Here is a 24,049-nt window from a genome sequence, read left to right on the forward strand (position 1 = left end):
GTGGGGGGCGGAGCGTTTCAGGGGGTGCTTCTCCGGCTGCGCCGGTTTGCGCGGTCTTCAGCCGGGAATGCTTGTTGAATTGTCTGATCGTATACGAAATACAATTTTCAAAAAAGAGGGGCGGGCCCGGGGGAGGCGCGCTTCTATGACATCATCGGGAGGTCGCAGTCTCAGCTTCCGTTTCCCATTTCATGAAAAGCAGTGAAAACGCCTTGCCCGCGCCGCCGGCGCGTCCCGACACCCAGGCCGTCCGCCGGGCGACCTGGGCCACCATGATCCAGTTCTTCGTCAACGGCGCGACCTTCGCCACCTGGGGCGTGTGGATCCCGGTGCTCAAGGCCGATTTCCAGGTTTCCGATGCCGTCCTGTCGCTGGCGATGCTCGCCGTGTCGGCCGGCGCCATCCTGGCGATGAACGGCGTCGGCCGCTGGGTGGGACGGGCCGGCAGCGCGCGCGTGCTGGCGCTCAGCGGCCTGGCCTACTCGATCATGCTGGTGATCATCCCGTGGGCGGGGTACTTCCCCTTGCTGCTGGTCATCCTCGTCCTGTTCGGCATGGGCATGGCGGCCTTCGACGTCGCCATGAACGTGCAGGCGGCCACCGTGGAGGCGCGGCTGGGCAAGCCCGTCATGTCCACGCTGCACGGCATGTTCAGCCTGGGCGGCATGGCCGGCGCGGGGCTGGGGGGATTGCTGATGGGGGCGGGCGTATCGCTGCAGGTCCATGGCTTCGCGATTGCCGGGACAACGGTGCTCGCCGCGCTGCTGGCGTCGTCCTATTTGTTGACCGACGCCGAGTCGCATGCGGCGCAGGGCGAGGCCGCCGCCGGCGGCGGGATTCCGCGCGTGCTGTGGATCCTCGGGATCGTGGCCTTTCTCGGCCTGGTGTGCGAAGGCGCCATGTACGACTGGGCCGCCGTCTATATGCGCGACGTGGCCGGCGCGCCGACGGCGCAAAGCGGCTACGGCTACGCGACCTTCGCCACCGGCATGGCGGTGGGCCGCTTCAGCGCGGACCTGCTGCGGCGCCGCTTCAGCGACGAGGGCCTGATGACCGTCAGCGCCTGGCTGGGATGCCTGGGGATGACCATGGTCATCGCCGCGCCGTGGCCGGCGCCCAGCCTGGTGGGCTTCACCTTGATGGGCCTGGGCGTGGCCAACCTGATGCCTTTCTTCTTCCTGGCGGGCGCGAAACTGCCCGGCATGAGCCCGGCGGCCGGCGTCGCCGGCGTGGCGCGTTTCGCCTACGTCGGCATGCTGCTGGGGCCGCCGCTGATCGGCGGCATCACCCACGCGACGTCGCTGCGCATCGCCCTGGCGCTGGTGGCGTTGACGATGGGATGGATCGCGCTGGCGGGGATACGGCGGGTCTGCCGCCTGGCGTGAGGCCGCTGCCGTTCGGCGCCGCGCCGCGCCGGGATCCAGTCCCTTGCCTTCAATCTTTCAATTCTTTAATCCACCGCCAGCGTCCTGGCATTCGGGACGGTAAACCCGTCCGCCCGCAAGGCTGAGGACAAGGCGGCGGCCTGGGCCTCGTCCAGTTCCACCAGCGGGGGCCGCACGGTCGCCCAGGCGGCGTCGCCCGAATGGTCGGCCAGGGTCCGCTTCATCGCGGGAATGATGGGCATGGACTGGAAGATGGCGCGGGTCTTGTCCAATGCGGCCTGTTGCGCGTCGGCCGCCCGGGCGTCTTCATTCCACGTGCGGTAGAGGCGGTTGATGGCGCCGGGATTGACATTGCCCGTGGCCGTGATGCACCCCGCGCCGCCGCCCCGCATATTCGCCAGCAGGAAGGTCTCGCTGCCGGCGAAGACGCTGAAATCCGGGCCTTGGAAATGCTTCAGCATGAGCTGGGTGTTGTTCCAGTCGCCCGAACTGTCCTTGATGCCGGCAATGATCCGGCCATGGCGCGCGATCAGCCGCTCGATCAGCTTGGCGGACAGCGGCACCTGGCTGACCGGCGGGATGTGATAGACGTACAGGCGCAGCCGGTCGTCGCCGACGCGATCGATGACGGTCGAGAAAAAGCGGAACAGGCCTTCGTCGCTGACGCCCTTGTAGTAGAAGGGCGGCAGCATCAGCACGCCGGCGCAGCCGGCTTGCACCGCATGGGACGTCAGCGCGACGGTTTCCGGCAGATTGCACAGGCCGGTGCCGGGCATCAGCACGTCGCCCGGGATGCCGGATTCCAATAGCGCCTGCAGCAAATCCTGTTTTTCCCGCACCGACAGGGAATTGGCTTCGGAATTCGTGCCGAACACCGACAGGCCCACGCCCTGGTCCACCAGCCAGCGGCAATGTTTGACGAAGCGCTGGGGGGATATCGCGCCTTGGGTGTCGAAAGGCGTCAGGACGGGCGAGAATACGCCGGTGAGCGCGCGGGCGGCGGTTGCGGACATTGCGGGTCTCCTGGTCTTGTCGTGAATGCTGCGTTCGTGGATGTTGCGGTCCTGGATGCTGGCCGGGCCTGGCCGCGGGGCGATCGCGCCATTATTCCGCGTCCGGGCGGGGGCGTGGCATCGCTCCGCTAATATTCAAACATTAAAAATATTAACGATCGAGACTAGCCATGGACACACGCTACCTGCAGAGTTTTGTGGCCATCTGTGACCACGGATCTTTCGCGGAGGCGGCGCGATACCTGAACCTGACGCCCGCGGCGCTGGCGGCGCGCATCAGGACGCTGGAGGAGGAGATCGGCACGTCCCTGCTGACCCGCGCGGGCCGGGTGGCGCGGCCGACGGAGGCGGGCGTGCGCATCATGGACCGGGTGCGCGCGATGTTGAAGGATGCGCGGTCCATACAGGCCATCGCCAACAACGACGAACAACTGGGCGAGCTGCGCCTGGGCGTGGCGACGTCCACCCTGGCGGAATTGACGCCGCAATTGCTCAAGCGCCTGTACCGCCTGCATCCCACGCTGAGGATATACGTGGAGTCCGGGGCGTCGACGTATCTCTACAACCGGGTCGTCTCGCGCGATATCGACGCCGCCATCATGGCCGAACCGGTGCATGCCTCGCCCAAGGGGTTCAAATGGATGCTGCTGAAGGAGGAGCGGCTGGTCCTGATCGCGCCGCCGTCCATGAAGGGCGCGGATCCCGATCACCTGCTGGCGACGCAGCCCTTCCTGCGTTTCGACCGCACCCTGCGCGGCGGGCAGGCGGTGGAGACGTATCTGCGGCGCCACGGGATACGGCCGCAGGAGCGATTGGAGATCGATACGCTGGTGACCATCGCTTATCTGGTGCGGGACGGCGTGGGAATTTCGCTGGTGCCGGATTGGTCGCCCGGATGGCTGGAAAGCCTGGGCCTGGCGCGCATGGTCCTGCCGGAAGCCGCGCCGATGCGCAGGATGGGCGTGTTCTGGGACGCCAACGGCGTGAGCGCGGGGATGGTGAAGACCCTGCTGGAAGAGACGCGGCATTTGCCCGTTTGACGCATCGTCCCGCGCCGCCCCGCCTCGGCCAGGGCGGCATGCCGGCGCCGCCATCTCCGCATAAAAGTTTTAGCCTGAATATCAAATAATCTTCCCTTCGCCGCAAAGCCGTTTCCTAGAATCTGCAAAAAAGCACGGGAGACAGGCGATGACTTCGATACGGAAGCACCTGATACGGAAGCACCTATCGCGCGCGCTGGCCGCGATCGCGGTCGGCCTGGCCGCATGCGGCGGCGCGGCGCATGCGGCCTATCCCGACCATCCCATCCGGCTGATCGTGCCGACGGGGGCGGGCGGCATCACGGACGTGCTCGCCCGCCTGGTGGGCCAGCATATGGGAAGCCTGCTGGGGCAGCCCGTCGTCGTGGAAAACAAGGCGGGCGCCAGCGGCGTCATCGGTTCCCAATTGGTGGCGCAGTCCGCGCCGGACGGCTACACCCTGCTGTTCGCGTTTCCGACGCATGTGGCCAATCCCAGCACGATCAAATCCCTGCCCTACGACACGGCGGCCGATTTCGCGCCGATCGGGCAGGTGGGCCAGGTGGCGGAGATCCTGCTGGTCAACAAGGACAGCGATATCCATACCGTCGCCGACCTGCTGAAGAAGGCGCGCGCATCGCGCAACCGGCTCAACTACGGATCGGTGGGCGCGGGCAGCCAGGGCGATATCTGCACGCTGGTGTTCGCGTCGCAGGCGGGCATCAAGATGGAGGCCGTGCCCTACAAGAGCGAGCCGGAAATGCTCACGGCCCTGATGCGCAACGATCTGCAGGTGGCCTTCACCTCGCCGCCCGCCGCGCTGCCGCAGATACGCAGCGGCAAGGTGCGGGCCTTGGCGGTGTCCTCGGCCGGGCGGCTGGAAATGCTGCCGGACGTCCCCACGGTCGCGCAGGCGGGGCTGAAAGGTTATGACGTCACGGGATGGAACGGCCTGTTCGCGCCGAAGGGCACGCCCAGGCCGGTCATCGATACGCTCAACCGCGCCTTGAACCAGGCCTTGAAGGATCCCAAGGTCGCGGCGCAGTTCCAGTCCCTGGGCGTCCCCGTGCTGGGCGGCCCGCCCGAGCAGTTGCAACAGGCGGTCGTGCGCGACATCGCCATGATCAAGCGGACGCTGGGGGCGGTGGGATATACGCCGCAATAACTTTTTCATGCCCCGCGTCCTGAATTTTCGATTCGACACTCTTGGAGTTCCGTTCATGCCATTCCTGGATCTTGACCCCGATTTCAAGCCTTATTACGAGATACACGACGCCACGGACCCATGGACGCGTCCGCAGACGGTCCTCTTCGTCCACGGCTTCACGGAAAGCACGCAGGCCTTCCGGGCCTGGGTGCCTTATCTCTCGCGCAAATACCGCGTCGTGACCTATGACCTGCGCGGCTTCGGCAGGACGGCGCCCGTGGACAGCGAATTCAGGTTCACCACGGACCTGTACGTGGACGACATGGTGCGCGTGATCGGCCGGTTGGCGGGGGAGCCGGTGCATGTCGTGGGGTTCAAGAGCGGCTGCATCAGCACCCTGCGGCTGGCGGCCACGCGCCCGGACCTGGTGCGCTCGATCACCTTGGCGTGCCCGCCCATGGTCGCGCCCGGCGGGGCCGACTGGCAGCCCTTCATGGAAGAGCACGGCATGCGGGCCTGGGCCCGCAAGACCATGCCGGCGCGCCTGGGCAAGGATGCGCCGCCGAGCGCCATCGACTGGTGGACGGACCTGATGGGCGCCACCTCCATCACCACCGCGCGCGCCTACCTGCGCTGGGTGGGAACGACGCGGGCCGGCGACGACATGCCGGCCGTCGCATGTCCCGCCCTGGTGATCATGACCAAGCTGTCGGCGCAGACCAACGCGGCCGCCGGGCAGGTGCCCCCCGAGGTCGTGCAGCAGGGGATGCCGCATGCGGAAATCCTGCTGCTGGATCTGGATTGCTACCATCCGGCGGCGTCGCATCCCGATATCTGCGCGCCGGCCACGCTGGCATTCCTGCAGAAGCTGGCTTGATGCGAGGGAAGCGGGACGCTCATGGGCCGACGACTCGCCGCGTGCCTGAACCTGGACGATTTCGAGGCGCAGGCGCGGCGCCGCCTGCCCCGGCCGATCTTCGGCTATATCCATGCCGCCGCCGAGGACCGGCACGCGCATGACGGCAATCGCGCGGCCTTTCGCAAGCATCGCCTGGTCACGCGCGTGCTGGTGGACGCGACCGCGCGCAGCCCGGCGGTGGCGCTCTTCGGCGTGCGCTACGCGCAGCCGTTTGGCCTGGCGCCGGTCGGGCTGAGCGCGCTCTACACCTATCGCGGCGATTGCGTGCTGGCCGAGGTGGCGGCCCGGCGCGGCATTCCCATGGTGATGAGCGCGTCGTCCCTGATCCCCATGGAAACGGTGGCGCGCGTCAATCCCGCCGCCTGGTTCCAGGCCTATGTGCCGGGCGACCGCGCCCGGATGGACGCGCTGCTCGCGCGCATCCTGAAAGCCGGATTCCGCACCCTGGTCGTCACCGTCGATACGCCGGCCTATCCCAACAAGGAGGCCTACGCGCGCAGCGGCTTCACGAGCCCGCTGGCGCCGTCGCTGGCCCTGGCGTGGCAGGGCCTGGCCCATCCCGCCTGGACGGTGGGCACCTTCCTGCGCACCTTGCTGCGGCACGGCATGCCGCATTTCGAGAACAACTATGCGACCCGCGGCGTGGCCATCATCGCGCGCAACGTCGAGCGCAGCTTCGCCGACCGCGGCAATTACGGCTGGGACCACCTGGCGCGGATCCGCGCGGCGTGGCCGCATACGCTGGTCGTCAAGGGCGTGCTCGATCCGCGCGACGCCGTGCTGGCGCGCGACGCCGGCGCGGACGGCATCATCGTCTCCAACCATGGCGGGCGCCAGCTCGACGATGCCGCCGCCCCTTTGGACATGCTGCCCGAGATCCTGCGCGCCTGTCCGGGCTTGCCCGTGATGCTGGACGGCGGCGTGCGCCGGGGGACGGACGTGCTCAAGGCCTATGCCCTGGGCGCCGCCTTCGTCTTCGTCGGCCGCCCCTTCGCCTATGCCGCCGCGACGGGGGGCCGGGCCGGCGTCGAACGCGCCGTCGACCTGCTGGCCGCCGAAGTGGACCGGGATATGGTAATGATGGGAGTAGGACGGGTCGCCGACATCGGGCCCGACTGCCTACGGCCGGCGTCGTGACCTTGGCGCCGGTTCAATCGTCGAATTTCTCGTGGGCGTCCGCCTGGCCCTTCTTCCAGTAGCCGACCAGCTTGGTCCAGGCGCGCGGATGATCGATCTCTTCACGCAGGTAGGCACGGATGGCCTTGGCCACGCCCGCTTCGGCGGCGGCCCAGACGTAGCCTTCGCCCGCGGGTAGCGCCAGCGATTTCAGCGCCTGCATGACCGGCGCCGGGTCGTCGGCCTGGGCGGGCGGACGATGCACCCATAGCGCGCTGTGGTCGGCGCGCGTATCGAAACGCTGTTCGTCCTCCGGCCCCGGCACGATCCCCACGGTAAGGATGCGCGTGCCGGCCGGCGCTTCCTCGACGCGGCGGCCGATGGCGGGCAGGGCGGTTTCGTCGCCGATCAGCAGCCACCAGTCGTAGGACCATTCCACCACCATGGACCCGCGCGGTCCGCCGAAATCCAGGGTGTCCCCAACCTTGGCGCGCAAGGCCCAGCGCGTGGCGGGACCGGCATCGTGCAAGGCGAAGTCGATGGTCAGGGTCTGCGCCTGGGCGTCGTGGCGGCGCGGCGTGTAGTCGCGCCGTTCGACCTGGCCGCCTTCGGTGAAGAAGAGCTTGACGTGATCGTCCGGGGCCAGGCTGGTGAAATCCGCAAGGTCCGGGCCGGCAAGGACGATGCGCTGCATATGGGGAGTGAGCCGCTCGGTGCGCTGCACGACGACCCGGCGGCTCTTCAATTCGAAACGGACGCGTTGGGTGGGATGATCCACGTAGCATCTCCTTGATGGCGGGGCAGCTCCGGAATGGAGCATTTGGGATACTATACAGTATTCGAATACCATTCGGTATTTGAAATATGCCTGAATAGCAGGTATCCGAATAAAAGGCATCTAAAATGCGTGGCCGGGCATCGCGGGGCGCTTCGGCCGCGCCGCTTGCCGCAATGGAGAAAGCCACGTCATGACGAAACGCATGTCACGGGAGGAGAGCCAGGCGGCGACCCGATGTAAGCTGCTGGCCGCGGCCAGCAAGCTGTTCGCGCGCGACGGCTATGCCGCGGCCTCGGTGGACCGCATCGCGGCCGCGGCGGGCTTCAGCAAGGGCGCGTTCTACTCGAACTTCGAGAGCAAGGAACAGATCTTCCTGGAGATACTGGAAGCCCACGGCGATGCCAGCCTGGGCGCGCTGTTGAGCGCCCTGGACGGCGCCGGCGATGCGAAGGCGGCGATCGAGGCCGTGGCCGCATGGGCCGACGCCACGGCGCGGACGGGGAACTGGTCGCTGCTGGTGCTGGAGCACCAACGCTACGCCAAGCCGGGCAAGCGTTTCGAAAAGACCCAGGAGGCGGTCTTCCGCTTCCATTGGCGGCGCCTGGGCGAGCGCCTGGCCGCCTACGCGCCGGGCCGCGGCGCCGACGCGGAAATGCTGGGCGCCGTCGTGTTCGAATTGACGCACGCCCCGGCCATGACCTTCGTGCGGTCCCCCTCGGCGGGGGACCTGGTGCGTTATGCGCTGAGCGCGGCGCTATTGCCGGACCGTCACCACTTGTAGGCGACCGTCGCCATCACGGAACGCCGGAACCCGTACAGGCAGGCGTCGGCCGATCCCTCGCACGAGCCGACGTATTCCTTGTCGAACAGGTTGGTGGCGTTGATGGCGAAGCGCCAGTTGCGGCGCTCGTAGTGCAAGGCGGCGTCGGTCAGCGTGACGGCCGGAATCGCCAGCGAGTTCTGGTTGTCGCCGTAGCGCGAGCCGATGTAGCGCACGCCGACGCCGAGCCCCACGCCTTGCAGCGGGCCTTCCTGCAGCGTCTTGTCCAGCCACAGGCTGGCCATGTGGCGCGGCACATCCTGCGGCTGGTTGCCCACCGTCCCGTCGTTGTTGCGCGTGATCTTGGGCGACATATAGGTGTAGGCGCCCACCACCTTCCAGCCCTGCGTGAGGTCGGCCGTGCCCGACAGCTCGATGCCCTTGACGCGGACTTCGCCGGTCTGCACCGAGAAATTGGGATGGTCCGGATCGGTGGTCAGCATGTTGCGCTGGGTCAGGTCGTAGGCGGACACCATCATGAAGCTGTTGTAGCCGGCCGGCTGGTACTTCACGCCGACTTCGTACTGCTTGCCGGTGGAGGGCTTGTAGGGCGTGTTGCTGAAATTCGCGCCCACGTTGGGCAGGAAGGACTCGGAGTAGCTGAGGTAGGGCGCCACGCCGTTGTCGAAGCGATAGACCAGGCCGCCCTTGGCGGTGGTCTTCTCGTCGTGCTGCGGCGTGGCCGTGCCCGACAGCAGGTCCTTCGAGGAGGTGTCGGCCCAGTCGTGGCGCACGCCGCCCGTCAACGTCCAGCGGCCCCAGCGGAGCTGGTCCTGCGCGTACAGGCCCAGTTGGCGCACCTTGTCGTCGGTGGCGAAGTCGACCGGCGGCATGGTGTAGGGCTGGCCGTAGACCGGGTTCAGCAGGTCGAGCGGGGAGGCTTCGCCGTCCTTTTCGTACCAGCGGTCGTGGGAATTCGAATACTCCAGGCCGGCCAGCGCCGTATGGCGCAGCGCGCCCGTGGCGAAATCCGCCTGGATCTGCGAGTCCACGGTGACGTTGTCGATCCAGGCGTGGGACTGCGAGGCCATGCGGTCCAGCAGCGCGGTGCCTTCTTCCACGCCGGCGCCCACCGTCTGCGCCTGGTTGACGTTGGCGTGGCTGTAGCGCAGGTTCTGGCGCACGGTCCAGGTCGAGTTGAAGCGGTGCTCGAAGGCATAGCCGACGCTGTATTCCTCGCGCTCGAAGCGGTTCAGGTCCGGCTCGCCGATGAACAGGCGCGAGGACAGGCGGCCATAGATGGGGCTGCCGTAGAGCGTGCCCTCGGCCGGCAGGTATTGGCCGCCGAAGCCTTCCTTGTCGTGCTGGTAGTGGGTCAGCAGCGTGAAGCTGGTGTCGGCGTCCGGCTTCCAGGTCAGCGAGGGCGCGATGTAGGTGCGCTGGCTGTCAACGTCGTGGACCTGGGTGCCGCCGTCGCGGAACAGCCCCGTCACGCGATAGAGCAGGGTGCCGCTGTCGTTGAGCGGGCCGCTGAAGTCGCCCGCGACCTGGCGGCGGTCCCAGTTGCCGCCCTGGACTTCCAGTTCGTGCAGCGGGGTTTCGGTGGGGCGCTTGCTGACCAGCGAGAGCAGGCCGCCCGGGATGTTCTGGCCGTACATCACCGAGGACGGCCCGCGCAGGACTTCGATGCGTTCCAGGCCGTAGGGTTCGACGCTGTTCGACAGCAGGGTGTAGAGGCCGGCGGTGCTCAGGCCGTCGAGGTAGGGCATGCTGCCGGAGAAGCCGCGCAGCATGTACTGGTCGACGCGTATTTCGCCGCCGCCGTATTCCTCGGCGACGACGCCCGGCGTGTAGCGCAGGGCCGCGCCTATGGTCTTGGCGCCCTGGTCGCGCACCTGTTCCTTGGTGATGACGGACACCGACTGGGGCGTTTCCAGCAGCGAGGCGTCGGTCTTGCTGGCCGTGGCGCTGCGGGTGGCGACGTAGCCGTCGACCGGTCCCCAGGGATTTTCCACCGCGGTTCCGCGCACCTCGACGGCGGGCAGGGTGGTCGCAGCGCCTTGGGGCGGGGCCGCGCGCAGGGTGTAGACGCCGCGTTCGCCGCGCAGGACCCGCAGGCCCTGGCCCTGCGTCAGCCGGTCGAAGCCTTCGTCCACGGTGTAGCGGCCGTTCAGGCCGGGACTGGTCTTGCCCTTCGTCAGGGCGGCGTCGACGGAGAGCTCGACGCCCGCGGCGGCGGCGTAGCGGTTGAGCACCTGGTCCAGCGTGCCGGGCGCGATGCGGTAGCTGCGCGCGGCCGCCGCGGCGGCTGGCGATTGCGCGGCGGCGGGCTGGGCGGCCAGGCCGGCGGCAAGCAGCGTTCCGCCGGCCAGCAAGGCGGCGCGCAAGGCAAGCGCGGCCGGCCGCAGGGCGAAGGCGGTGCGTCGGGCGGCGGTGGGCGTCCCGGCGGCGTGGGATTCATGAGCGCGGCGGGGCCGTTGCGGCGGTGCGATTTCGGTGGCGGCGGGTTGCGGGCGGAAGGGCATGCGGGTGTCCTGGGATCGGAAGCATTGGAGGTCTGTCACCTTGTCTTCCGAACGAAAACCGCAAACCCTCAATCGACGAGCGAAAATTTTTCAGCCTGGTTGCCGGCGGGCAGTCCCGCATTCGCCCGGACGGCGTCCATCCGCATCCATGCGGCATTTTTCTCCGGCGCCGCGTTCGCGCCGGCCCCGCGCCCTGGGCGTCATGCACGCCCCGCGCGGGGCGCGACGGTGACCCAGTAGCGGGTGCGGTAGCGCACGTCCACGTTCACCCCCTGGGCCAGGTTGGCCAGGGCGCGATCGGTGTCGCCCAGCGGAAATACGCCGGTCACCCGCAGATCGCCGAGCGCGGGGTCGGCGCGCAGCAGGCCGCTGCGATAGCGCGACAGCTCGGCGATGAAATCGATCACGCGCATGTGCTCGGCCACCAGCGTGCCGCGGGTCCAGGACTCCGTGGCGTCGGGCAAGGGCTGGGCGGCCTCGATGGCGGTGTCCGAGAAGCACGCGCGCAAGCCCGCGCCCAGGCGCTGTGCCGGCGCGTGCCGGGGGACGATCTCGACCTCGCCGCGATAGACGGCGACCTCGGCCAGCCCGCCGCCGCCGTCGCCCCGCACGCTGTAGTGGGCGTCCTCCGTGCGCACGGCGCCGGCCGCGCATTCGATGAGGAAAGGGCGGCGCCAGGGCGTCGGGTCCGCGGCGGTGGCGGCATGCACGCGGCCGGCGCGCAGCAGCACGGCGCGCTCGGCCTGGCTGTAGCGGACGTCGACGGCGCTGCGCGTGTCCAGGACCAGGCGGGTCCGGTCGGGCAGCACGACGTCGCGGATTTCGCCGGTGCCGGTGGCGTAGTCGGCCGTGGCCAATTGCCAGGCGTCGCTGCGCCGCACGGTGTAGGCCGTGCCGCCGGCCAGCAGCGCCAGCACGCCGGCGCGCAGGACGGCCCGGCGCGGCGCGCGCGAGGGCGGCGCTTCCAGCAGGACGCGGCGGGCGGCGCGCCGGGGCAGGCCGACGAGCTGTTCCTCCAGGGCGCGCAGGCGCTGCCATGCGCGCTCGTGGTCGGCATGGGCGGCGCGCCAGGCGGCACAGGCGGCGCGGTCCTCGGCGCTGGCCTCGCCGGACCAGAGGCGCGCCATCCAGAGGCTGGCGCGTTGCACGATGCCGGGGTCGATGGGGGCGTCGTCGCGCGCGGAAGTGTTCATCATGCCGGGGCCGCCGCGTCAGCCTTGCGTCTCGTCCGGATAGCGGACGGCGTAACAGGCGGCCAGGGCGGCGGCGATGTATTTCTCGACGGAGGAGACGGATACCTTGAGCAGGGCGGCGATCTCCCGATAGCTCAGGCCGTCGAGCTTGCATAGCAGGAAGGCTTGCCTGGCCTTGGCGGGCAGGCGGTTCAGCAATTCGTCCAGCTCCATGAGGGTCTGGATGACGATGGCGCGCGTTTCCTCGGAGGGCGCCTGCGACGGCGCCAGCACCGCGACGGTATCGAGATAGGCCTGCTCGATGTGGCGGCGGCGGTACAGGTCGATGGCCAGGCCCTTGGCGATCTGCGTGAGATAGCGGCGCGATTCGTCGGGCCGGGGCGCGCGGCCGACGGTCAGCACGCGCACGTAGGTGTCATGCGCCAGGTCGGCGGCATCGCCGGCGTGATCCAGGCGGCGGCGCAGCCAGCCATACAGCCAGCCATGATGCTCGCGATACAGGTCCTGCACTTCCCGTTGCAGGGCAAGTTCGGCGGACATGGAGCGTCCCTCTTTCTATCGATTCAATGCGGATGTCGTGAGCGGATTCTATATTTAATAAGAATTATTTGCATTATTGATTTGATTGGAGGCTCAGGACGGGCGCTTTTTCGCCGCGGCGGTGTTGCGCGCCTGCCCCTGCGAGGCGTCCGCCGTCCGCCACGGCGGCCGCGGCTGGAAGGCCTTGCGCAGCAGGTCGATGAAGCGCCGCGTGCGCGCCGACTCGACGTGGGCGGCCGGCACCAGGGCGACGACGTCGGCATCGGGCAGGCGGTAGCCGGGCAGCAGCGCGACCAGCTTGCCGTCCGTGAGACCGGCCGCGACGTCCCATTCGGAACGGATCATGACGCCCTGGCCGGCCAGGCACCACTGGTGGATGACGTCGCCGTCGTTGCTCTCCAGGGCGGGGTGGACGCGGACGGTGCGCGACGGCTGCGTTTGGCCCTGCGTGGCCGGCGGGATGGCCGGTTCGGCGAGCGCGGCGGGGTCCTGGTTTCTTCCGCGGCGCGTGGATGCCGTCCTGGCGCCGCCCGCGGCCCGGGACGCTTTCCGGTCGGCGAAGCGCCACAGGGTGACGTCCTCGTCGTTCTCGCGCAGCACCAGGCAGGCGTGATGCGCCAGGTCCTCCGGCGTTTCCAGCGCCGGCGCGCGCGCCAGGTAGGCGGGCGCCGCGCAAAGCAGGCGCCGGTTGGGCGCGACCGGATGCGACACCCAGCGGATGTCGGGCAGTTCGCCGATGCTGACGACCACGTCGAAGGCGTCCCGGCCATGCGCCGGCGACGGCGGCAGCAGGCTGTCGGAGAGCGACAACTGGACCTCGACGTTGGGGTGTTCGTCGTGGAAGCGCGCGAGCAGCGGCGCCACGTAGCGCCGGCCGAAGCCGAACGGCGCATGGACCTTGAGCTTGCCCGCGATCACCTGGCTGCGTTCCTGCAGGGCGTCCTCGATCGCCTGCATGCGGTCCAGGACCTCGGTGGCGCGCCGCGCGATCAGATGGCCTTCGTGGGTCAGTTGCAGTTGGCGCGTGGTGCGCAGGGCCAGGCGCGCGCCGAGCCGCGCTTCCAACTGGTTCAGGCGCTTGGTGATGGCCGGCGGCGTGACGTTCTCCGCGCGCGCCAGCGCGGCCAGGCTGCCGAGCCGCTCCAGGGAGAGGATGAAACGAAGGTCGTCGATGTCGAGTTTCATGGGAAAGGGGCGCGTTGCGGTATGCGGATGCCTGCGAGGCTTTCTGGGGCGGGCCTTCCATGTGAGGTCTTCCATCCGAGGCCTTCCATTCAAGGCCTTCCGGGCAGACTATTAACCTATAGGTTAATTCAAACATGAGATTCGATTAACCCCGGAGCGCGCCCACGCGCCTACACTCGAATCCATTCCCGCCGGGCGCCGCCGCGGTTCGGGGAGGCGCCGCCGGGCCTTCCTCGCATCGCCCATCGCGGCCGTCTTTTCTTTCGACAACATTCCCCGCCTATCCGCCATGCAACTCGCCGACCTGGAAACCCCGCAACTGATCCTCGACCGTGAACGCCTCGACCGCAATATCGAGCGCCTGCGCACGCGGCTGGCGCCGTTCGGCGTGAGCCTGCGGCCGCACGTCAAGACCAACAAGTCGGCGGACGTGACGCGGCGGCTAGGCGGCACGGATACGCCGCTCACCGTGTCGACGCTGAAGGAGGCCGAATACTTCCTCGACCATGGCTGGCGCGACATCCTGTACGCCGTCGGCATGGCGCCCTCGAAACTGCCGCATGCCGAGCGCTTGATCCGGCGCGGCGCGCGGCTGACCATCATCCTCGACAACGAGGAAACGGCCGAGGCCGTGGCGGCGTTCGCCGGCGCGCGCGGGCTGGACCTGCCGGTGCTGATCGAGATCGACACCGACGGCCATCGCTCCGGCGTGCGGCCGGAGGACGAGGCGCTGCTGCGCATCGGCGCGCGCCTGCGCGGCGCGCCGGGGCAGGGGGCGTGGCTGGCGGGCGTGCTGACGCATTCGGGCGAGTCCTACAACTGCCGCTCGCACGAGGCCATCGAGGCATGCGCGGAACAGGAGCGCGCGGGCGCCGTGCGCGCCGCCGAACGCCTGCGCGCGGACGGCCACGCCGCGCCGGTGGTCAGCGTCGGCAGCACGCCGACCGCGCATTTCGCCCGCTCGCTGGAGGGCGTGACCGAGGTGCGCGCGGGCGTCTACGTGTTCTTCGACCTGGTGATGCATGGCGTGGGCGTATGCGCGGTCGAGGACATCGCGCTGTCGGTGCTGTGCACGGTGATCGGCCACCAGCGCGAAAAAGGCTGGCTGATCACCGACGCCGGCTGGATGGCGATGTCGCGCGACCGCGGCACGGCCAGGCAGCCGGTGGACCAGGGCTATGGCCTGGTCTGCGACGAAGCGGGCCGCCTCATCCCGGACCTGATCATGGCCGACGCCAACCAGGAGCACGGCATCGTGCGTCACCGCGGCGATCCCGCCCTGACGCCCATGCTTCCCGTCGGCACGCTGCTGCGCATCGTGCCCAATCATGCCTGCGCGACGGCGGCGCAGTTCGGCGCGTACACGGTGGTGGCCGGCGGCACGGAAGTGCAAGCCAACTGGCCGCGGTTCAGCGGCTGGGCGTAGCGCCGCGCGCGGGACACGACCTTTCGCGCCGTGTCCCGAATGCCAACTTCCGGCACATGACGCCGGACCGAGGATGAAGTCGCTAAACTGCGCTTCATGCAATTCCCGGACCTGAATCTCCTCTACGCGCTCGACGTCCTCCTGGAGGAGGGCTCGGTGGCCGCCGCCGCGCGCCGCATGAACCTGAGCGCGCCGGCCATGAGCCGCACGCTCGCGCGCATCCGCGAAACGGTGGGGGATCCCATACTGGTGAAGGCGGGGCGGGGTCTGACGCCGACGCCCCGCGCGCTGGCCCTGCGCGAGGAGGTGCGCGCCGCCGTGGAGCAGTCGCGCCGGCTGCTGCGTCCCGAAACGCCCCTCGACCTGTCCACGCTGGAGCGCGGTTTCAACGTGCGCGCCAACGATATCTATACCGGCGCTTTCGGACAGGCCCTGATCGAGCGGGTGCAGGCCGAGGCGCCCCGCGTGCGCCTGCGTTTCTCGCCGGAGAACGACAGCACGGAGCCCGTGCTGCGCGATGGAACGGTGGACCTCTTCATCAGCTCCCTGCGCCCGCTGGGCCCGGACATGCACCTGCAGACCATGTTCACCACGCGCATCGTCGGCGTGGCGCGCGAGGATCATCCCATTTTTTCGGGAGAGATCACGCCCGCGCGCGTGGCCGGCTTCGACCACATCAGCGTGTCGCGTCTGGGCAAGGCCAGCGGCCCCATCGATGCCGCCCTGGCCGCGCTGGCCCTGTCGCGCCGGGTCTCGGTGGTCGTGCCGAATTTCCTCGCCGGCATCTTCATGCTGGGCGGCACGGACCTGATCGTCGCCACGCCCGACCACATGGCCGCGGCCGCGCGGCGCCAGGGCTTGAGGGTGCGGGCCTTCGACCTGCCGCTGCCGCTGGAAACGCTGGTCGTCATGCAGGGCTGGCATCCGCGCTACCAGAACGACGCCGCGCATCGTTGGCTGCGGAGGATCGTGCGCGACATCTGCCGGCAGGGGACCTGAACGCCAGGCGCCGGACGGCGTGCCCCGCATCGCGATGCGGCGCGCCCCATCGTTGCGTCCGGCGCACGCCTGGACTGCAAACTCGTCAATTTTCAAACCGCTGGCCGCTGCTTAAGCTGGGACCTTCTCGCATCCAGGAAGGTTTGCAGTGGACACCTCGACGAGCGCCGGCGCGCGCATCCCGGCCTCCCGCCTCGACCGCGCGCGCCCGGCGCCTGCCGCTTCGGCGCCAGCGCATGCCACCGCCACGGCCCCGGGCAGGACCATGGCGGCGGCGGGGCCCGCCCATGGCGGCAGGCGCATCGCCGCGGGTTTCGCCGGCGTGTTGCTGGCCGTCGCCTGCGCCCAGGTCAACGACCACGTCACCGAGATCGCGCTGCCCGATTTGCGCGGCATCTTCGGCGTCAGCCATGACGACGGCGCCTGGCTGACCACCGTCTATCAAGCCACGCAGGTCATCGCGGCCATGTATGCGCCCTGGTGCGCCGCCACCTTCACGCTGCGCCGCTTCACCCTGGCGGCGCTGGCGGCCTTCGCCGCGCTGGGCCTGTGCATGCCGTTCGCGTCCGGCCTGGGCTGGCTTTACCTGCTGCGCGGGCTGCAAGGCCTGGCGGGCGGCTGCCTGCCGCCCATGCTGATGACCGTGGCGCTGCGTTTCCTGCCGGCGGGCATCAAGCTCTACGGCCTCGGCGCCTATGCCCTGACCGCCACCTTCGCGCCGAACCTGGGCATGCCCCTGGCGGCCCTGTGGGGCGAGTACGCCGGCTGGCGCTGGCTGTTCTGGCAGATCGTGCCCATGGCCGTGCTGGCCGGCGCGCTGGTGGCCTGGGGCTTGCCGCAGGATGCGCCGCGCCATGAACGCCTGAAGCAGTTCGACTGGCGCGGCGTGCTCCTGGGCGCGCCGGGCATGGCCATGCTGGTGGTGGCGCTGGAACAGGGCACGCGGCTCGGCTGGCTGGACTCGCCGTTCATCGCGCTGATGTTCGGCGGCGCGGCGGTCCTGCTGATCCTGTTCGCCATCAACGAATGGTCGCATCCGCTGCCGTTCTTCAAGATCCAGTTCTTGGCGCGGCGCAACCTGACGTACTCCCTGGCGATCCTGGGCGGCGTGCTGGTGGTGCTGGTGGCCTGGGCGACCGTGCCGGCCGCCTACCTCGCCGAGACGCACGGCTATCGCCCGTTGCAGACCGCGCCCCTGGGCCTGGCCGTGGCCTTGCCCCAGTTGATCGCGCTGCCCGCCGTGGCCGCGCTGTGCAATATCCGGCGCGTCGACTGCCGCTGGGTGCTGGCGGCGGGACTGGCCTTGATAGCCTCGAGCTGCCTCGGCGCAAGCTTCATGACGCGCGACTGGATCCGCGACAACTTCTACCTGCTGCAAGCGCTCCAGGTGCTGGGCCAGCCCATGGCGGTGATTCCCCTGCTGATGTTGTCGACCCACGGCATGGCGCCGCAGGAGGGACCCTTCGCCTCGGCCTGGTTCAACACGGTCAAGGGATACGCCGGCGTGCTGGGCGCGGGCGTGACCGAGGGGCTCGGTGTCTGGCGCGAACACCTGCACTCGCATGCGCTGGTGGACCAGATGGGCAATCGTCCGCAGGCCTGGACCCTGATGTTGCACGACATGACCGCGCGCCTGGGCATCGATGCGCAGGCGGCGCTGGCGCTGGTGGATGAACGCATCCGCGCGCAGGCGTCGATCCTGGCCTCGGCCGACGTGCTGCGGATCATGGCGGCGCTGGCCGTCCTGCTGATGCTGTCGATTCCGTTCGTGCCGACGCGGATCGAGCCGCCGAAAGCGTGAGCGGCGCGCGCGGCCATGGATGCGCGGGCCTGCCTGTCGGCGCGATCGCGCGGCCGGCGGCGCGTCCGGGGCCGCATGGTCGATCTCAAGCTTTGTTCGAAGGTTTTATTCAAAGGCTTTATTCGAAAGCCTTGTTCGAAAGTTTTATCGAAGGTCTTATGGCTATGTCCCTTACGAAGAGGAAATTGAAGATAGTCCTGGCGCTGGGCGCGCCGCTGGCGCTTTGCGGCTTGCTGGGCGCCTATCGCATGGAGGCGGCCGGCGTGCAGCGCACCGACGACGCCTACGTCGCCGCCGACTACACCGTGCTGGCGCCGCGCGTCGCCGGGCAGGTCAGCGCGCTGCTGGTCGACGACAACGAGGAAGTGCACGCGGGGCAACTGCTGGCGCGCATCGACGACCGCGACTATGCCGCGGCGGCCGACGCGGCGCGCGCGGACGTGGCGGTGGCGCAGGCGGCCGTGGCCGGCGCCGACGCCGCGCTGGCGCAGCAGCAATCCGTCATCGCCCAGGCCCAGGCGGCCTTGTCCGCGGCGCGCGCCGCCCGCGTCTTCGCCCGCGCGGACTACGAGCGCTATGCGGACCTGGCCAGGCATGGCGCGGGCAGCACCCAGAACGCGCAGCAGGCCCGCGCGCGCATCGACACCGCGTCGGCCGAGGTCGAGCGCCAGGCGGCCGCATTGCAGGCCGCGCGCCAGCAGGTGAACCTGCTGCAGGCGCAACGCGAGCATGCGGCGGCGGCGCTGGCGCGCGCGCATGCCGCCCTGGAAAGCGCCGTCTTGAGCCTGTCGTGGACGCGCATCGTGGCCCCCGTCGACGGCACGGTGGGCCAGCGCTCGGTGCGTGTCGGCGCCTACGTCACGCCGGGGACGCCGCTGCTGGCGGTGGTCCCGCTGAAGCAGGCCTATGTCGTCGCCAATTTCCAGGAAACCCAGTTGGCCGGCGTGCGGGCCGGGCAGCGGGCGGATGTCCGCGTGGACACCTTCCCCGACACGGTGCTGCGCGGCGCGGTGGACAGCGTGGCGCCGGCCACCGGCGTCACCTTCGCGGCATTGGCGCCGGACAACGCGACGGGCAACTTCACCAAGGTGGTCCAGCGGCTGCCGGTGAAGATACGGCTGGACCCGGGACAGCCGGGGTTGGAGCAACTGCGCGTCGGCATGTCGGTGGAGGCGACCTTGCGCACGGACGACACAGGAGGGGCGCGATGAGACGCCGGTCGGAATTGGCGCTGCTGGTAGGCCTGTTGCTGGCGGGCCTGACGGGTTGCGCGGTGGGCCCGGATTTCCAGGCGCCGCGAGCGGCCTTGCCCGCGCGGTGGGGGCATGCGGACACGGTCGCGATAGCCGATGCGGACGAGACGCCCGACGTCGCCTGGTGGAAGGCCTTCAACGACCCTGTGTTGAATGGGCTGTTGGCCCGCGTCGCGCGCGCCAACCTCGACGTCCAGGCCGCCGCCGCGCGCCTGATGCAGGCGCGCGCGGCGCTGGGCGTGGCCGATGCTGGTCGCCTGCCCGGCGTGAACGCGGACGCGTCCTATCGCCATGCGCGGTCCAGCGCTCATGGCCTGGCCGACGTGTCCAATCGCGCCGGCGAGGCGGACTACGACTTGTGGCAGGGCGGCGCGGACGCGGCCTGGGAAATCGACCTGTGGGGCCGCGTCCGGCGCCAGTCCGAAATGGCCGGCGCCGCCGTCGAGGCCAGCGCCGAACTGCAACGCGACGTCCTGCTGGCCGCCCTGGCGGCCACCGCCCAGGACTATGTGTCCCTGCGCGGCGTGCAGGCCGAGCGGGAGATCGTGGCGCGGAACCTGGCCATCGCGCGCCACAGCCAGGCCTTGACCCAACGCCGTTATGACGACGGCGTGGCGACCGGCGTCGACGTGGCCGAAGCCGCGGCGCAAGTCAGCACCATCGAGGCGCGCCTGCCGGCGCTGGACAATCGCGCGGACCGCCAGATCAACGCGCTGAGCCGGCTGCTCGCCTTGCCGCCCGCCGCGCTGGCCGGCGAGTTGCGCGCCGCCGCGCCCATCCCGGCGCCGCCGGCGCTCGCGCGCGTGGGCCTGCCCGCCGAGCTGGCGCGGCGCCGGCCGGACATCCGAGCCGCCGAGGCGCGCTTGCACGAGGCGACCGCGGGCATCGGCGTCGCCGTGGCGGATTTCTATCCGCGCATCACCCTGTCCGGCGATTTCGGCTTGCAGGCCCTGCAATTGAACGAACTCGGCGACTGGGGCGCGCGGATATTCGGCATCGGCCCCGTGCTGCGCGTGCCCTTGTTCGACGGCGGCCGGCTGCGCGGCCAACTGGCCTTGAGCCAGGCGCGCCAGCAGGAGGCCATGATCGACTATCAACGCACCGTCCTGCGCGCCTGGCACGAGGTCGACGACGCATTGGGCGATTACGGCGCCTTGCGGCGGCAGCGCGAAAAACTCGCCGAGGCCGTGGCCCGGAACGAGACCACGCTGGCGCAGGCGCGCCGTCAGTACCTTGCCGGCGCCGTGGATTTTCTCGACGTGCTGGCCTTGCAGAAAGACCTGCTGGCCACGCAGCAAGACCTGGCGCGCAACGATGCCGGCATCGACCTGGCCTTGGTGCGCCTGTTCAAGGCGCTGGGTGGCGGCTGGGAGGCCGACCTGCCCGTCGCCGCCGCTAACCTTCATGGAGATTCCTGATGAAACCGTTGGATCACGCCTTTTTTACCGTGCACGATACGACCCGCTTTCCGGCGGTCATGGTGCGCCCCGCCGCCGTCCTGCCGGGTTACGCGGCGCAGTGGGAGGTGGAAATGGAGGCGCTGCTGCGGCACGGCGAGCCGTTCGCAGTGCTCTATCCGGAAATGCCCGCCGAGGAATCCCACGAGGACTACAAGCGCCGCGGCATCTGGCTGAAGCGCCATCGCGAGGCCTTGGCGCGGCTGTGCGCCGCGCTGATAAGCGTCGAGCCCGATGCGCGGCGCCGGGAAGCGGCCGTGCAGCGAGGGCGGGGCGTGAGCAAGGCCTTCGGCATCGCCCACTATGCGGTGGCCAGCCTGGACGAGGGACTGTCCATCGCCTTCGGCCGGGCCCGGCGCCCGCCGCCGCATGACGACCGGGCGGTGACCTACGGTTGAGGCGCGCCGCCGCGCGGCCCGGCCGTCAAGGCGGAAATCCCGCTATCGTTTCCCGCACGGTCCGCAGCACGTCCGGCAAGTCCTCCAGCGGGACGGAACTCAGCCCTAATCGCAGCGCGTGCGGCGCATGCCGGGTGGTGGCGTAGGCCTCTCCTTTCGACACCGCGATGTCGCGCTGGGCGAGCGCCCGGGCGATGCGGTCCATGCGTAGCTCCGGCGGCAGCGGCAGCCACAGGAACAGGGACGCCGGATGCGCGATCGGGGTCGGGTCCATGCCCTGGAATACGCGCCGCGCGCAGTGCTGGCGTTGCCGCGCCTCGCGGCGCTGGCGTTGTTCCAGGCGCGCCAGCGTGCCGTCGGCGATCCAGCGCGTGCCCAAGGCCGTGACCAGCGTGGGCAGGCTCCAATGGCTGGCGCGGATATGGGCCCTCACGCGTCCGGCCACGGCCGGCGGCACGCAGACATAGCCATAGCGCAGCCCGCTGGCCAGGCTCTTGGAGAGGCTGGAGACATAGGCCGTGCGCTCCGGCGCCTGCGCCGCCAGGGGCGCGGGCGCGTTCGCCGCGAGGTGCGCGTAGACGCCGTCCTCGATGATCAGCAGGTCGTGGCGGCGCGCCAGCGCGACGAGCCGCCGGCGCTGCGCCTCGTTCAGGATCCAGCCCAAGGGGTTGTGCAAGGTGGGCATGGCGTAGAGGGCGCGGATGCGATGCCGGCGGCAGAGGGCGTCGAGCGCGTCCAGGTCGGGCCCTTCAGCCAGCGCGGGAATGGGGTGCAGCGCCAGGCCGTGCGCCTGCGCCGCCATTTTGAAGCCGGGGTAGGTCAGGGCGTCGGCGGCGACGGCGTCGCCGGGCGCGAGCAGGGCGCCCATCACGCAATCCAGGCCGTGTTGCGCGCCGTTGACCAGGAAGAGGTTTTCGACGTCGGCGTCGATGCCGCGCGCGTGCGCCAGGAAGCCGCGCAGGGCGGCGCGGTCATGGCGCCGGCCGCCGGGAGGCTGCTGATGCAGCAGCGCCGCCAGGTCGCCGCCCGCGGCAAGCTGGCGCAGGGCGTCGCGCAGCATCTCGCCCTGGCCCGGCCAGACGGGATGGTTGAAGGACAGGTCCGCGGTGGCAGTGCTGGCGCGCGCTTCGTCGGCGGGATCCCATTCGTCCCCGGACGGGCGGTCGCGCACGAAGGTGCCGCGGCCGGTTTCGCCGACGGCCAGGCCCATGGCCTTGAGCCGAGCGTAGACGCCCGTGGCGGTGGCCACGGCGATGCCGTGCCGCGCGGCCAGGGCGCGATGGGTGGGCAGGCGCGCGCCCGGCGCCAGCCGGCCGGCGCGGATGTCGTCCGCCAGGCGCGCGGCGAGGGCGGCCGCGCCGGCGTTCTTGCCGTTGCCGGACAGCGCGGCGGGCGCCTTCGTTCGATGGGCCATGATGCGTACCTGGGACAATTTTTTGATTGTCATAGTCTACGCCGGTACGCTGCGGACATCCTTTCACATCGACATGGAGATCCTAAGCCCATGGATACGTCCGCGCGTCTGCCCATTCTCGAATTCCTGCGCCGCCAGATCGACGGCGGCCTGCCGGCCGGCGCGCGCACGTTCATGCGCTACCCCACCGCCATTTCCCAATTGCTGGACTTCCGCCTGATCGACGTGGGACAGGCCATGGCGGTCGTCGAACTGGACGCGGATGCCGCGCGCCATGGCAATCAGCAGGGCACCGTGCATGGGGGGATGTTGTGCGAGCTGGCGGACGCCGCCATCGGGACGGCGCATTCGACGCTGATGCAGGAAGGCGAGTCCTTCGCCAGCATCGACCTGAAGGCGACCTTCCTGCGGCCCGTGTGGAAGGAGCGCCTGCGCGCCCACGCCCGCGCGGCGCACGGCGGCCGCACCGTCAGCCACTATGTCTGCGACATCCTGCGGGAGGACGGCAAGCCGGTGGCGACGATCGCCAGCGCGGTGATGACGTTGCGTGGGGACGGCGCGAAGGGACAGTAATGCCGCGTCCCGGCAGTTCGCGCCTTGCCCTGCGCATGCATCCATCGATTTTCCATTTCGGGCCTGAACCCCCGCGGCACGGCGCTAGATCGTCACCGTCCCGCGGCCGATCTCGATGACGCGCCCGCCCACCTGCACCTGCCCGTCCTCGGTCACGTGCAGGCGCAAGGTGCAGGGCCGGCCGACCGCCTCGCCCTGGCTGACGAGATAGCTCGCCGGCAGGTCGCGTCCCTGTTGCAGCAGCCAGCCTCCCAGGTTGGCGCAGGCCGAGCCGGTGCCGGGATCTTCCACCACCGCGCCGCCCTTGCTGAAGAAATAGCGCGCCAGCACCCGGCCGGGCTGGCCGCCGCCGGGCGCCTTCTCGAAGGCGAAGACATAGGCCGTCTTGCGGCCCAGGCTGCTGGCCGGCCACGCCTCGAAGCCGCCGCTGTCCAGGGCGGCGCGGCGCACGGCGTCGGCGCTGCGCACGGGCACCAGCAACTGGTCGGCGCCGGTGTCGATCCAGCGCGGGGCGTCCAGCAGGTCGTCTTCGCGCAGGCCCAGCATGGCGGCCAATCGCGCGGGCGGCATGGGTTCGGCGCGATGCTTGAGAGGGCCGGATTGCGGCGCGGTGAAGGTCCATACGTCGTCCCGCGACCACACCGGCACGACGCCGGCCAGGAATTCCAGCTTCAGCACGGGCCCGGTCCCGCGCAGCTCGCGCACGACCTGCGAGGTGCCCAGCGTCGGATGCCCGGCGAAGCGCATCTCGTAGCCGGGCGTGAAAATGCGCACGCGCGCGTCGGCCTGGTCCGAGGGCAGGATGAAAGTGGTTTCCGACAGATTGAATTGCAGGGTCAGCGCCTGCATGGTCGCGTCGTCCAGTCCGCGCGCGTCCTCGAACACGCACAACGGATTGCCGCCGAACGTCGATTCGGCGAAGACATTGAGAAGGCGGAACGCGTAGGTGGCCATGTCGGGAACGGGACAAAGGTTGGGATGGGGCATTGTAGGATGCCCGCAGCGTTTTTCCTGAATCCTGAATGTTGATCTGCCCGACGATCCATCTGTTCATACACCTGCCATCCTTAATGAATCAGTCGCGCCGTCTGCATCGCGTATTGCCGCGGGGCACGGCGTATCCGCGGGCTTCTGTCATGCAAAAAACC

The 24,049-nt window shown here is 69.7% G+C and carries 21 protein-coding genes; 13 read left to right on the forward strand and 8 right to left on the reverse strand.

The genetic code is table 11. The features are described 5' to 3' along the window. Positions 1-191: 191 nt before the first annotated feature. Positions 192-1,385 (forward strand): MFS transporter, encoded by a 1,194-nt coding sequence (locus CAL29_RS12420; RefSeq protein WP_256977412.1) that lies wholly within the window; start codon positions 192-194, stop codon positions 1,383-1,385. A gap of 65 nt (positions 1,386-1,450) precedes the next feature. Here CAL29_RS12420 and CAL29_RS12425 read toward each other — a convergent pair whose 3' ends face one another. Further along, entirely contained in the window at positions 1,451-2,398 is a 948-nt protein-coding gene (locus CAL29_RS12425; RefSeq protein WP_094853329.1) for a dihydrodipicolinate synthase family protein, read from the reverse strand. Positions 2,399-2,568: 170 nt separating this feature from the next. Between CAL29_RS12425 and CAL29_RS12430 the strand changes: the two genes are divergently transcribed. From CAL29_RS12430 to CAL29_RS12445, 4 genes are all read left to right on the forward strand, one after another. After that, entirely contained in the window at positions 2,569-3,438 is an 870-nt protein-coding gene (locus tag CAL29_RS12430; RefSeq protein WP_094853330.1) for a LysR family transcriptional regulator, read from the forward strand. 148 nt (positions 3,439-3,586) lie between these two features. After that, entirely contained in the window at positions 3,587-4,582 is a 996-nt protein-coding gene (locus tag CAL29_RS12435; RefSeq protein ID WP_094853331.1) for a Bug family tripartite tricarboxylate transporter substrate binding protein, read from the forward strand. A 55-nt stretch (positions 4,583-4,637) separates the two neighbouring features. Then, a complete protein-coding gene (locus CAL29_RS12440; RefSeq protein ID WP_179283998.1) occupies positions 4,638-5,441 on the forward strand; it encodes an alpha/beta fold hydrolase in 804 nt (267 codons plus the stop codon). Between the two features lie 21 nt (positions 5,442-5,462). Further along, positions 5,463-6,620: an alpha-hydroxy acid oxidase gene (locus CAL29_RS12445; protein WP_094853333.1), complete on the forward strand. Its 1,158-nt coding sequence runs from the start codon at positions 5,463-5,465 to the stop codon at positions 6,618-6,620. Between the two features lie 13 nt (positions 6,621-6,633). On the opposite strand, the gene CAL29_RS12450 is transcribed toward CAL29_RS12445, so the two are convergent. Continuing rightward, positions 6,634-7,377 (reverse strand): siderophore-interacting protein, encoded by a 744-nt coding sequence (locus CAL29_RS12450; RefSeq protein ID WP_256977413.1) that lies wholly within the window; start codon positions 7,375-7,377, stop codon positions 6,634-6,636. 190 nt (positions 7,378-7,567) lie between these two features. On the opposite strand from CAL29_RS12450, the gene CAL29_RS12455 reads away from it, so the two are divergent. Beyond that, entirely contained in the window at positions 7,568-8,158 is a 591-nt protein-coding gene (locus CAL29_RS12455) for a TetR/AcrR family transcriptional regulator (RefSeq protein WP_094853335.1), read from the forward strand. On the opposite strand, the gene CAL29_RS12460 is transcribed toward CAL29_RS12455, so the two are convergent. The 4 genes from CAL29_RS12460 to CAL29_RS12475 form a co-directional block, all read right to left on the reverse strand. Next, the gene (locus CAL29_RS12460) at positions 8,146-10,662 is read right to left on the reverse strand and encodes a TonB-dependent siderophore receptor (protein ID WP_094853336.1); all 2,517 of its coding nucleotides are present in this window, start codon (positions 10,660-10,662) and stop codon (positions 8,146-8,148) included. The genes CAL29_RS12455 and CAL29_RS12460 overlap by 13 nt on opposite strands. Before the next feature lie 200 nt (positions 10,663-10,862). Beyond that, complete coding sequence (locus tag CAL29_RS12465; protein WP_256977415.1) at positions 10,863-11,858, reverse strand: FecR domain-containing protein; 996 nt, start codon at positions 11,856-11,858, stop codon at positions 10,863-10,865. 15 nt (positions 11,859-11,873) lie between these two features. Continuing rightward, positions 11,874-12,395, reverse strand: coding sequence for a sigma-70 family RNA polymerase sigma factor (locus tag CAL29_RS12470; protein WP_094853337.1), 522 nt, complete (start codon positions 12,393-12,395; stop codon positions 11,874-11,876). A 93-nt stretch (positions 12,396-12,488) separates the two neighbouring features. Further along, complete coding sequence (locus CAL29_RS12475; RefSeq protein WP_094853338.1) at positions 12,489-13,580, reverse strand: LysR substrate-binding domain-containing protein; 1,092 nt, start codon at positions 13,578-13,580, stop codon at positions 12,489-12,491. A 289-nt stretch (positions 13,581-13,869) separates the two neighbouring features. On the opposite strand from CAL29_RS12475, the gene CAL29_RS12480 reads away from it, so the two are divergent. The 6 genes from CAL29_RS12480 (at position 13,870) to CAL29_RS12505 (ending at position 20,914) form a co-directional block, all read left to right on the forward strand. Then, positions 13,870-15,006: an alanine racemase gene (locus tag CAL29_RS12480; protein WP_094853339.1), complete on the forward strand. Its 1,137-nt coding sequence runs from the start codon at positions 13,870-13,872 to the stop codon at positions 15,004-15,006. Positions 15,007-15,102: 96 nt separating this feature from the next. Then, the gene (locus CAL29_RS12485; protein WP_094853340.1) at positions 15,103-16,005 is read left to right on the forward strand and encodes a LysR family transcriptional regulator; all 903 of its coding nucleotides are present in this window, start codon (positions 15,103-15,105) and stop codon (positions 16,003-16,005) included. A gap of 148 nt (positions 16,006-16,153) precedes the next feature. Next, positions 16,154-17,806: an MFS transporter gene (locus CAL29_RS12490; RefSeq protein ID WP_256977418.1), complete on the forward strand. Its 1,653-nt coding sequence runs from the start codon at positions 16,154-16,156 to the stop codon at positions 17,804-17,806. A gap of 185 nt (positions 17,807-17,991) precedes the next feature. Further along, positions 17,992-19,017, forward strand: a complete 1,026-nt coding sequence (locus tag CAL29_RS12495; protein WP_256977419.1) for an HlyD family secretion protein — start codon at positions 17,992-17,994, stop codon at positions 19,015-19,017. Beyond that, positions 19,014-20,477 (forward strand): efflux transporter outer membrane subunit, encoded by a 1,464-nt coding sequence (locus tag CAL29_RS12500; protein WP_094853342.1) that lies wholly within the window; start codon positions 19,014-19,016, stop codon positions 20,475-20,477. The genes CAL29_RS12495 and CAL29_RS12500 overlap by 4 nt, the downstream gene beginning before the upstream one ends. Continuing rightward, positions 20,477-20,914 (forward strand): hypothetical protein, encoded by a 438-nt coding sequence (locus tag CAL29_RS12505; RefSeq protein WP_094853343.1) that lies wholly within the window; start codon positions 20,477-20,479, stop codon positions 20,912-20,914. Before CAL29_RS12500 ends, CAL29_RS12505 begins: the two co-directional genes overlap by 1 nt. Positions 20,915-20,939: 25 nt before the next feature. Here the strand turns inward: CAL29_RS12505 and CAL29_RS12510 are convergent, their stop codons facing one another. Then, positions 20,940-22,328 carry an aminotransferase-like domain-containing protein gene (locus CAL29_RS12510; RefSeq protein WP_094854048.1) on the reverse strand — a complete coding sequence of 463 codons (1,389 nt, stop codon included), beginning with the start codon at positions 22,326-22,328 and terminating at the stop codon, positions 20,940-20,942. 90 nt (positions 22,329-22,418) lie between these two features. Here CAL29_RS12510 and CAL29_RS12515 point away from each other — a divergent pair, with 90 nt between their 5' ends. Further along, the gene (locus CAL29_RS12515; RefSeq protein WP_094853344.1) at positions 22,419-22,901 is read left to right on the forward strand and encodes a PaaI family thioesterase; all 483 of its coding nucleotides are present in this window, start codon (positions 22,419-22,421) and stop codon (positions 22,899-22,901) included. Between the two features lie 84 nt (positions 22,902-22,985). On the opposite strand, the gene CAL29_RS12520 is transcribed toward CAL29_RS12515, so the two are convergent. After that, positions 22,986-23,855: a PhzF family phenazine biosynthesis protein gene (locus CAL29_RS12520; RefSeq protein WP_094854049.1), complete on the reverse strand. Its 870-nt coding sequence runs from the start codon at positions 23,853-23,855 to the stop codon at positions 22,986-22,988. Between the last annotated feature and the right edge of the window lie 194 nt (positions 23,856-24,049).

This window comes from Bordetella genomosp. 10, assembly GCF_002261225.1.
Classification (GTDB): domain Bacteria; phylum Pseudomonadota; class Gammaproteobacteria; order Burkholderiales; family Burkholderiaceae_B; genus Bordetella_C.

Excerpts from the sequence above, each read along its gene's own strand:
- CAL29_RS12420 (WP_256977412.1), top strand. The coding sequence starts at position 192 with ATGAAAAGCAGTGAAAACGCCTTGCCCGCGCCGCCGGCGCGTCCCGAC.
- CAL29_RS12425 (WP_094853329.1), bottom strand. The coding sequence starts at position 2,398 with ATGTCCGCAACCGCCGCCCGCGCGCTCACCGGCGTATTCTCGCCCGTC.
- CAL29_RS12430 (WP_094853330.1), top strand. The coding sequence starts at position 2,569 with ATGGACACACGCTACCTGCAGAGTTTTGTGGCCATCTGTGACCACGGA.
- CAL29_RS12435 (WP_094853331.1), top strand. The coding sequence starts at position 3,587 with ATGACTTCGATACGGAAGCACCTGATACGGAAGCACCTATCGCGCGCG.
- CAL29_RS12440 (WP_179283998.1), top strand. The coding sequence starts at position 4,638 with ATGCCATTCCTGGATCTTGACCCCGATTTCAAGCCTTATTACGAGATA.
- CAL29_RS12445 (WP_094853333.1), top strand. The coding sequence starts at position 5,463 with ATGGGCCGACGACTCGCCGCGTGCCTGAACCTGGACGATTTCGAGGCG.
- CAL29_RS12455 (WP_094853335.1), top strand. The coding sequence starts at position 7,568 with ATGACGAAACGCATGTCACGGGAGGAGAGCCAGGCGGCGACCCGATGT.
- CAL29_RS12460 (WP_094853336.1), bottom strand. The coding sequence starts at position 10,662 with ATGCCCTTCCGCCCGCAACCCGCCGCCACCGAAATCGCACCGCCGCAA.
- CAL29_RS12465 (WP_256977415.1), bottom strand. The coding sequence starts at position 11,858 with ATGATGAACACTTCCGCGCGCGACGACGCCCCCATCGACCCCGGCATC.
- CAL29_RS12470 (WP_094853337.1), bottom strand. The coding sequence starts at position 12,395 with ATGTCCGCCGAACTTGCCCTGCAACGGGAAGTGCAGGACCTGTATCGC.
- CAL29_RS12475 (WP_094853338.1), bottom strand. The coding sequence starts at position 13,580 with ATGAAACTCGACATCGACGACCTTCGTTTCATCCTCTCCCTGGAGCGG.
- CAL29_RS12480 (WP_094853339.1), top strand. The coding sequence starts at position 13,870 with ATGCAACTCGCCGACCTGGAAACCCCGCAACTGATCCTCGACCGTGAA.
- CAL29_RS12485 (WP_094853340.1), top strand. The coding sequence starts at position 15,103 with ATGCAATTCCCGGACCTGAATCTCCTCTACGCGCTCGACGTCCTCCTG.
- CAL29_RS12500 (WP_094853342.1), top strand. The coding sequence starts at position 19,014 with ATGAGACGCCGGTCGGAATTGGCGCTGCTGGTAGGCCTGTTGCTGGCG.
- CAL29_RS12505 (WP_094853343.1), top strand. The coding sequence starts at position 20,477 with ATGAAACCGTTGGATCACGCCTTTTTTACCGTGCACGATACGACCCGC.
- CAL29_RS12510 (WP_094854048.1), bottom strand. The coding sequence starts at position 22,328 with ATGGCCCATCGAACGAAGGCGCCCGCCGCGCTGTCCGGCAACGGCAAG.
- CAL29_RS12515 (WP_094853344.1), top strand. The coding sequence starts at position 22,419 with ATGGATACGTCCGCGCGTCTGCCCATTCTCGAATTCCTGCGCCGCCAG.
- CAL29_RS12520 (WP_094854049.1), bottom strand. The coding sequence starts at position 23,855 with ATGGCCACCTACGCGTTCCGCCTTCTCAATGTCTTCGCCGAATCGACG.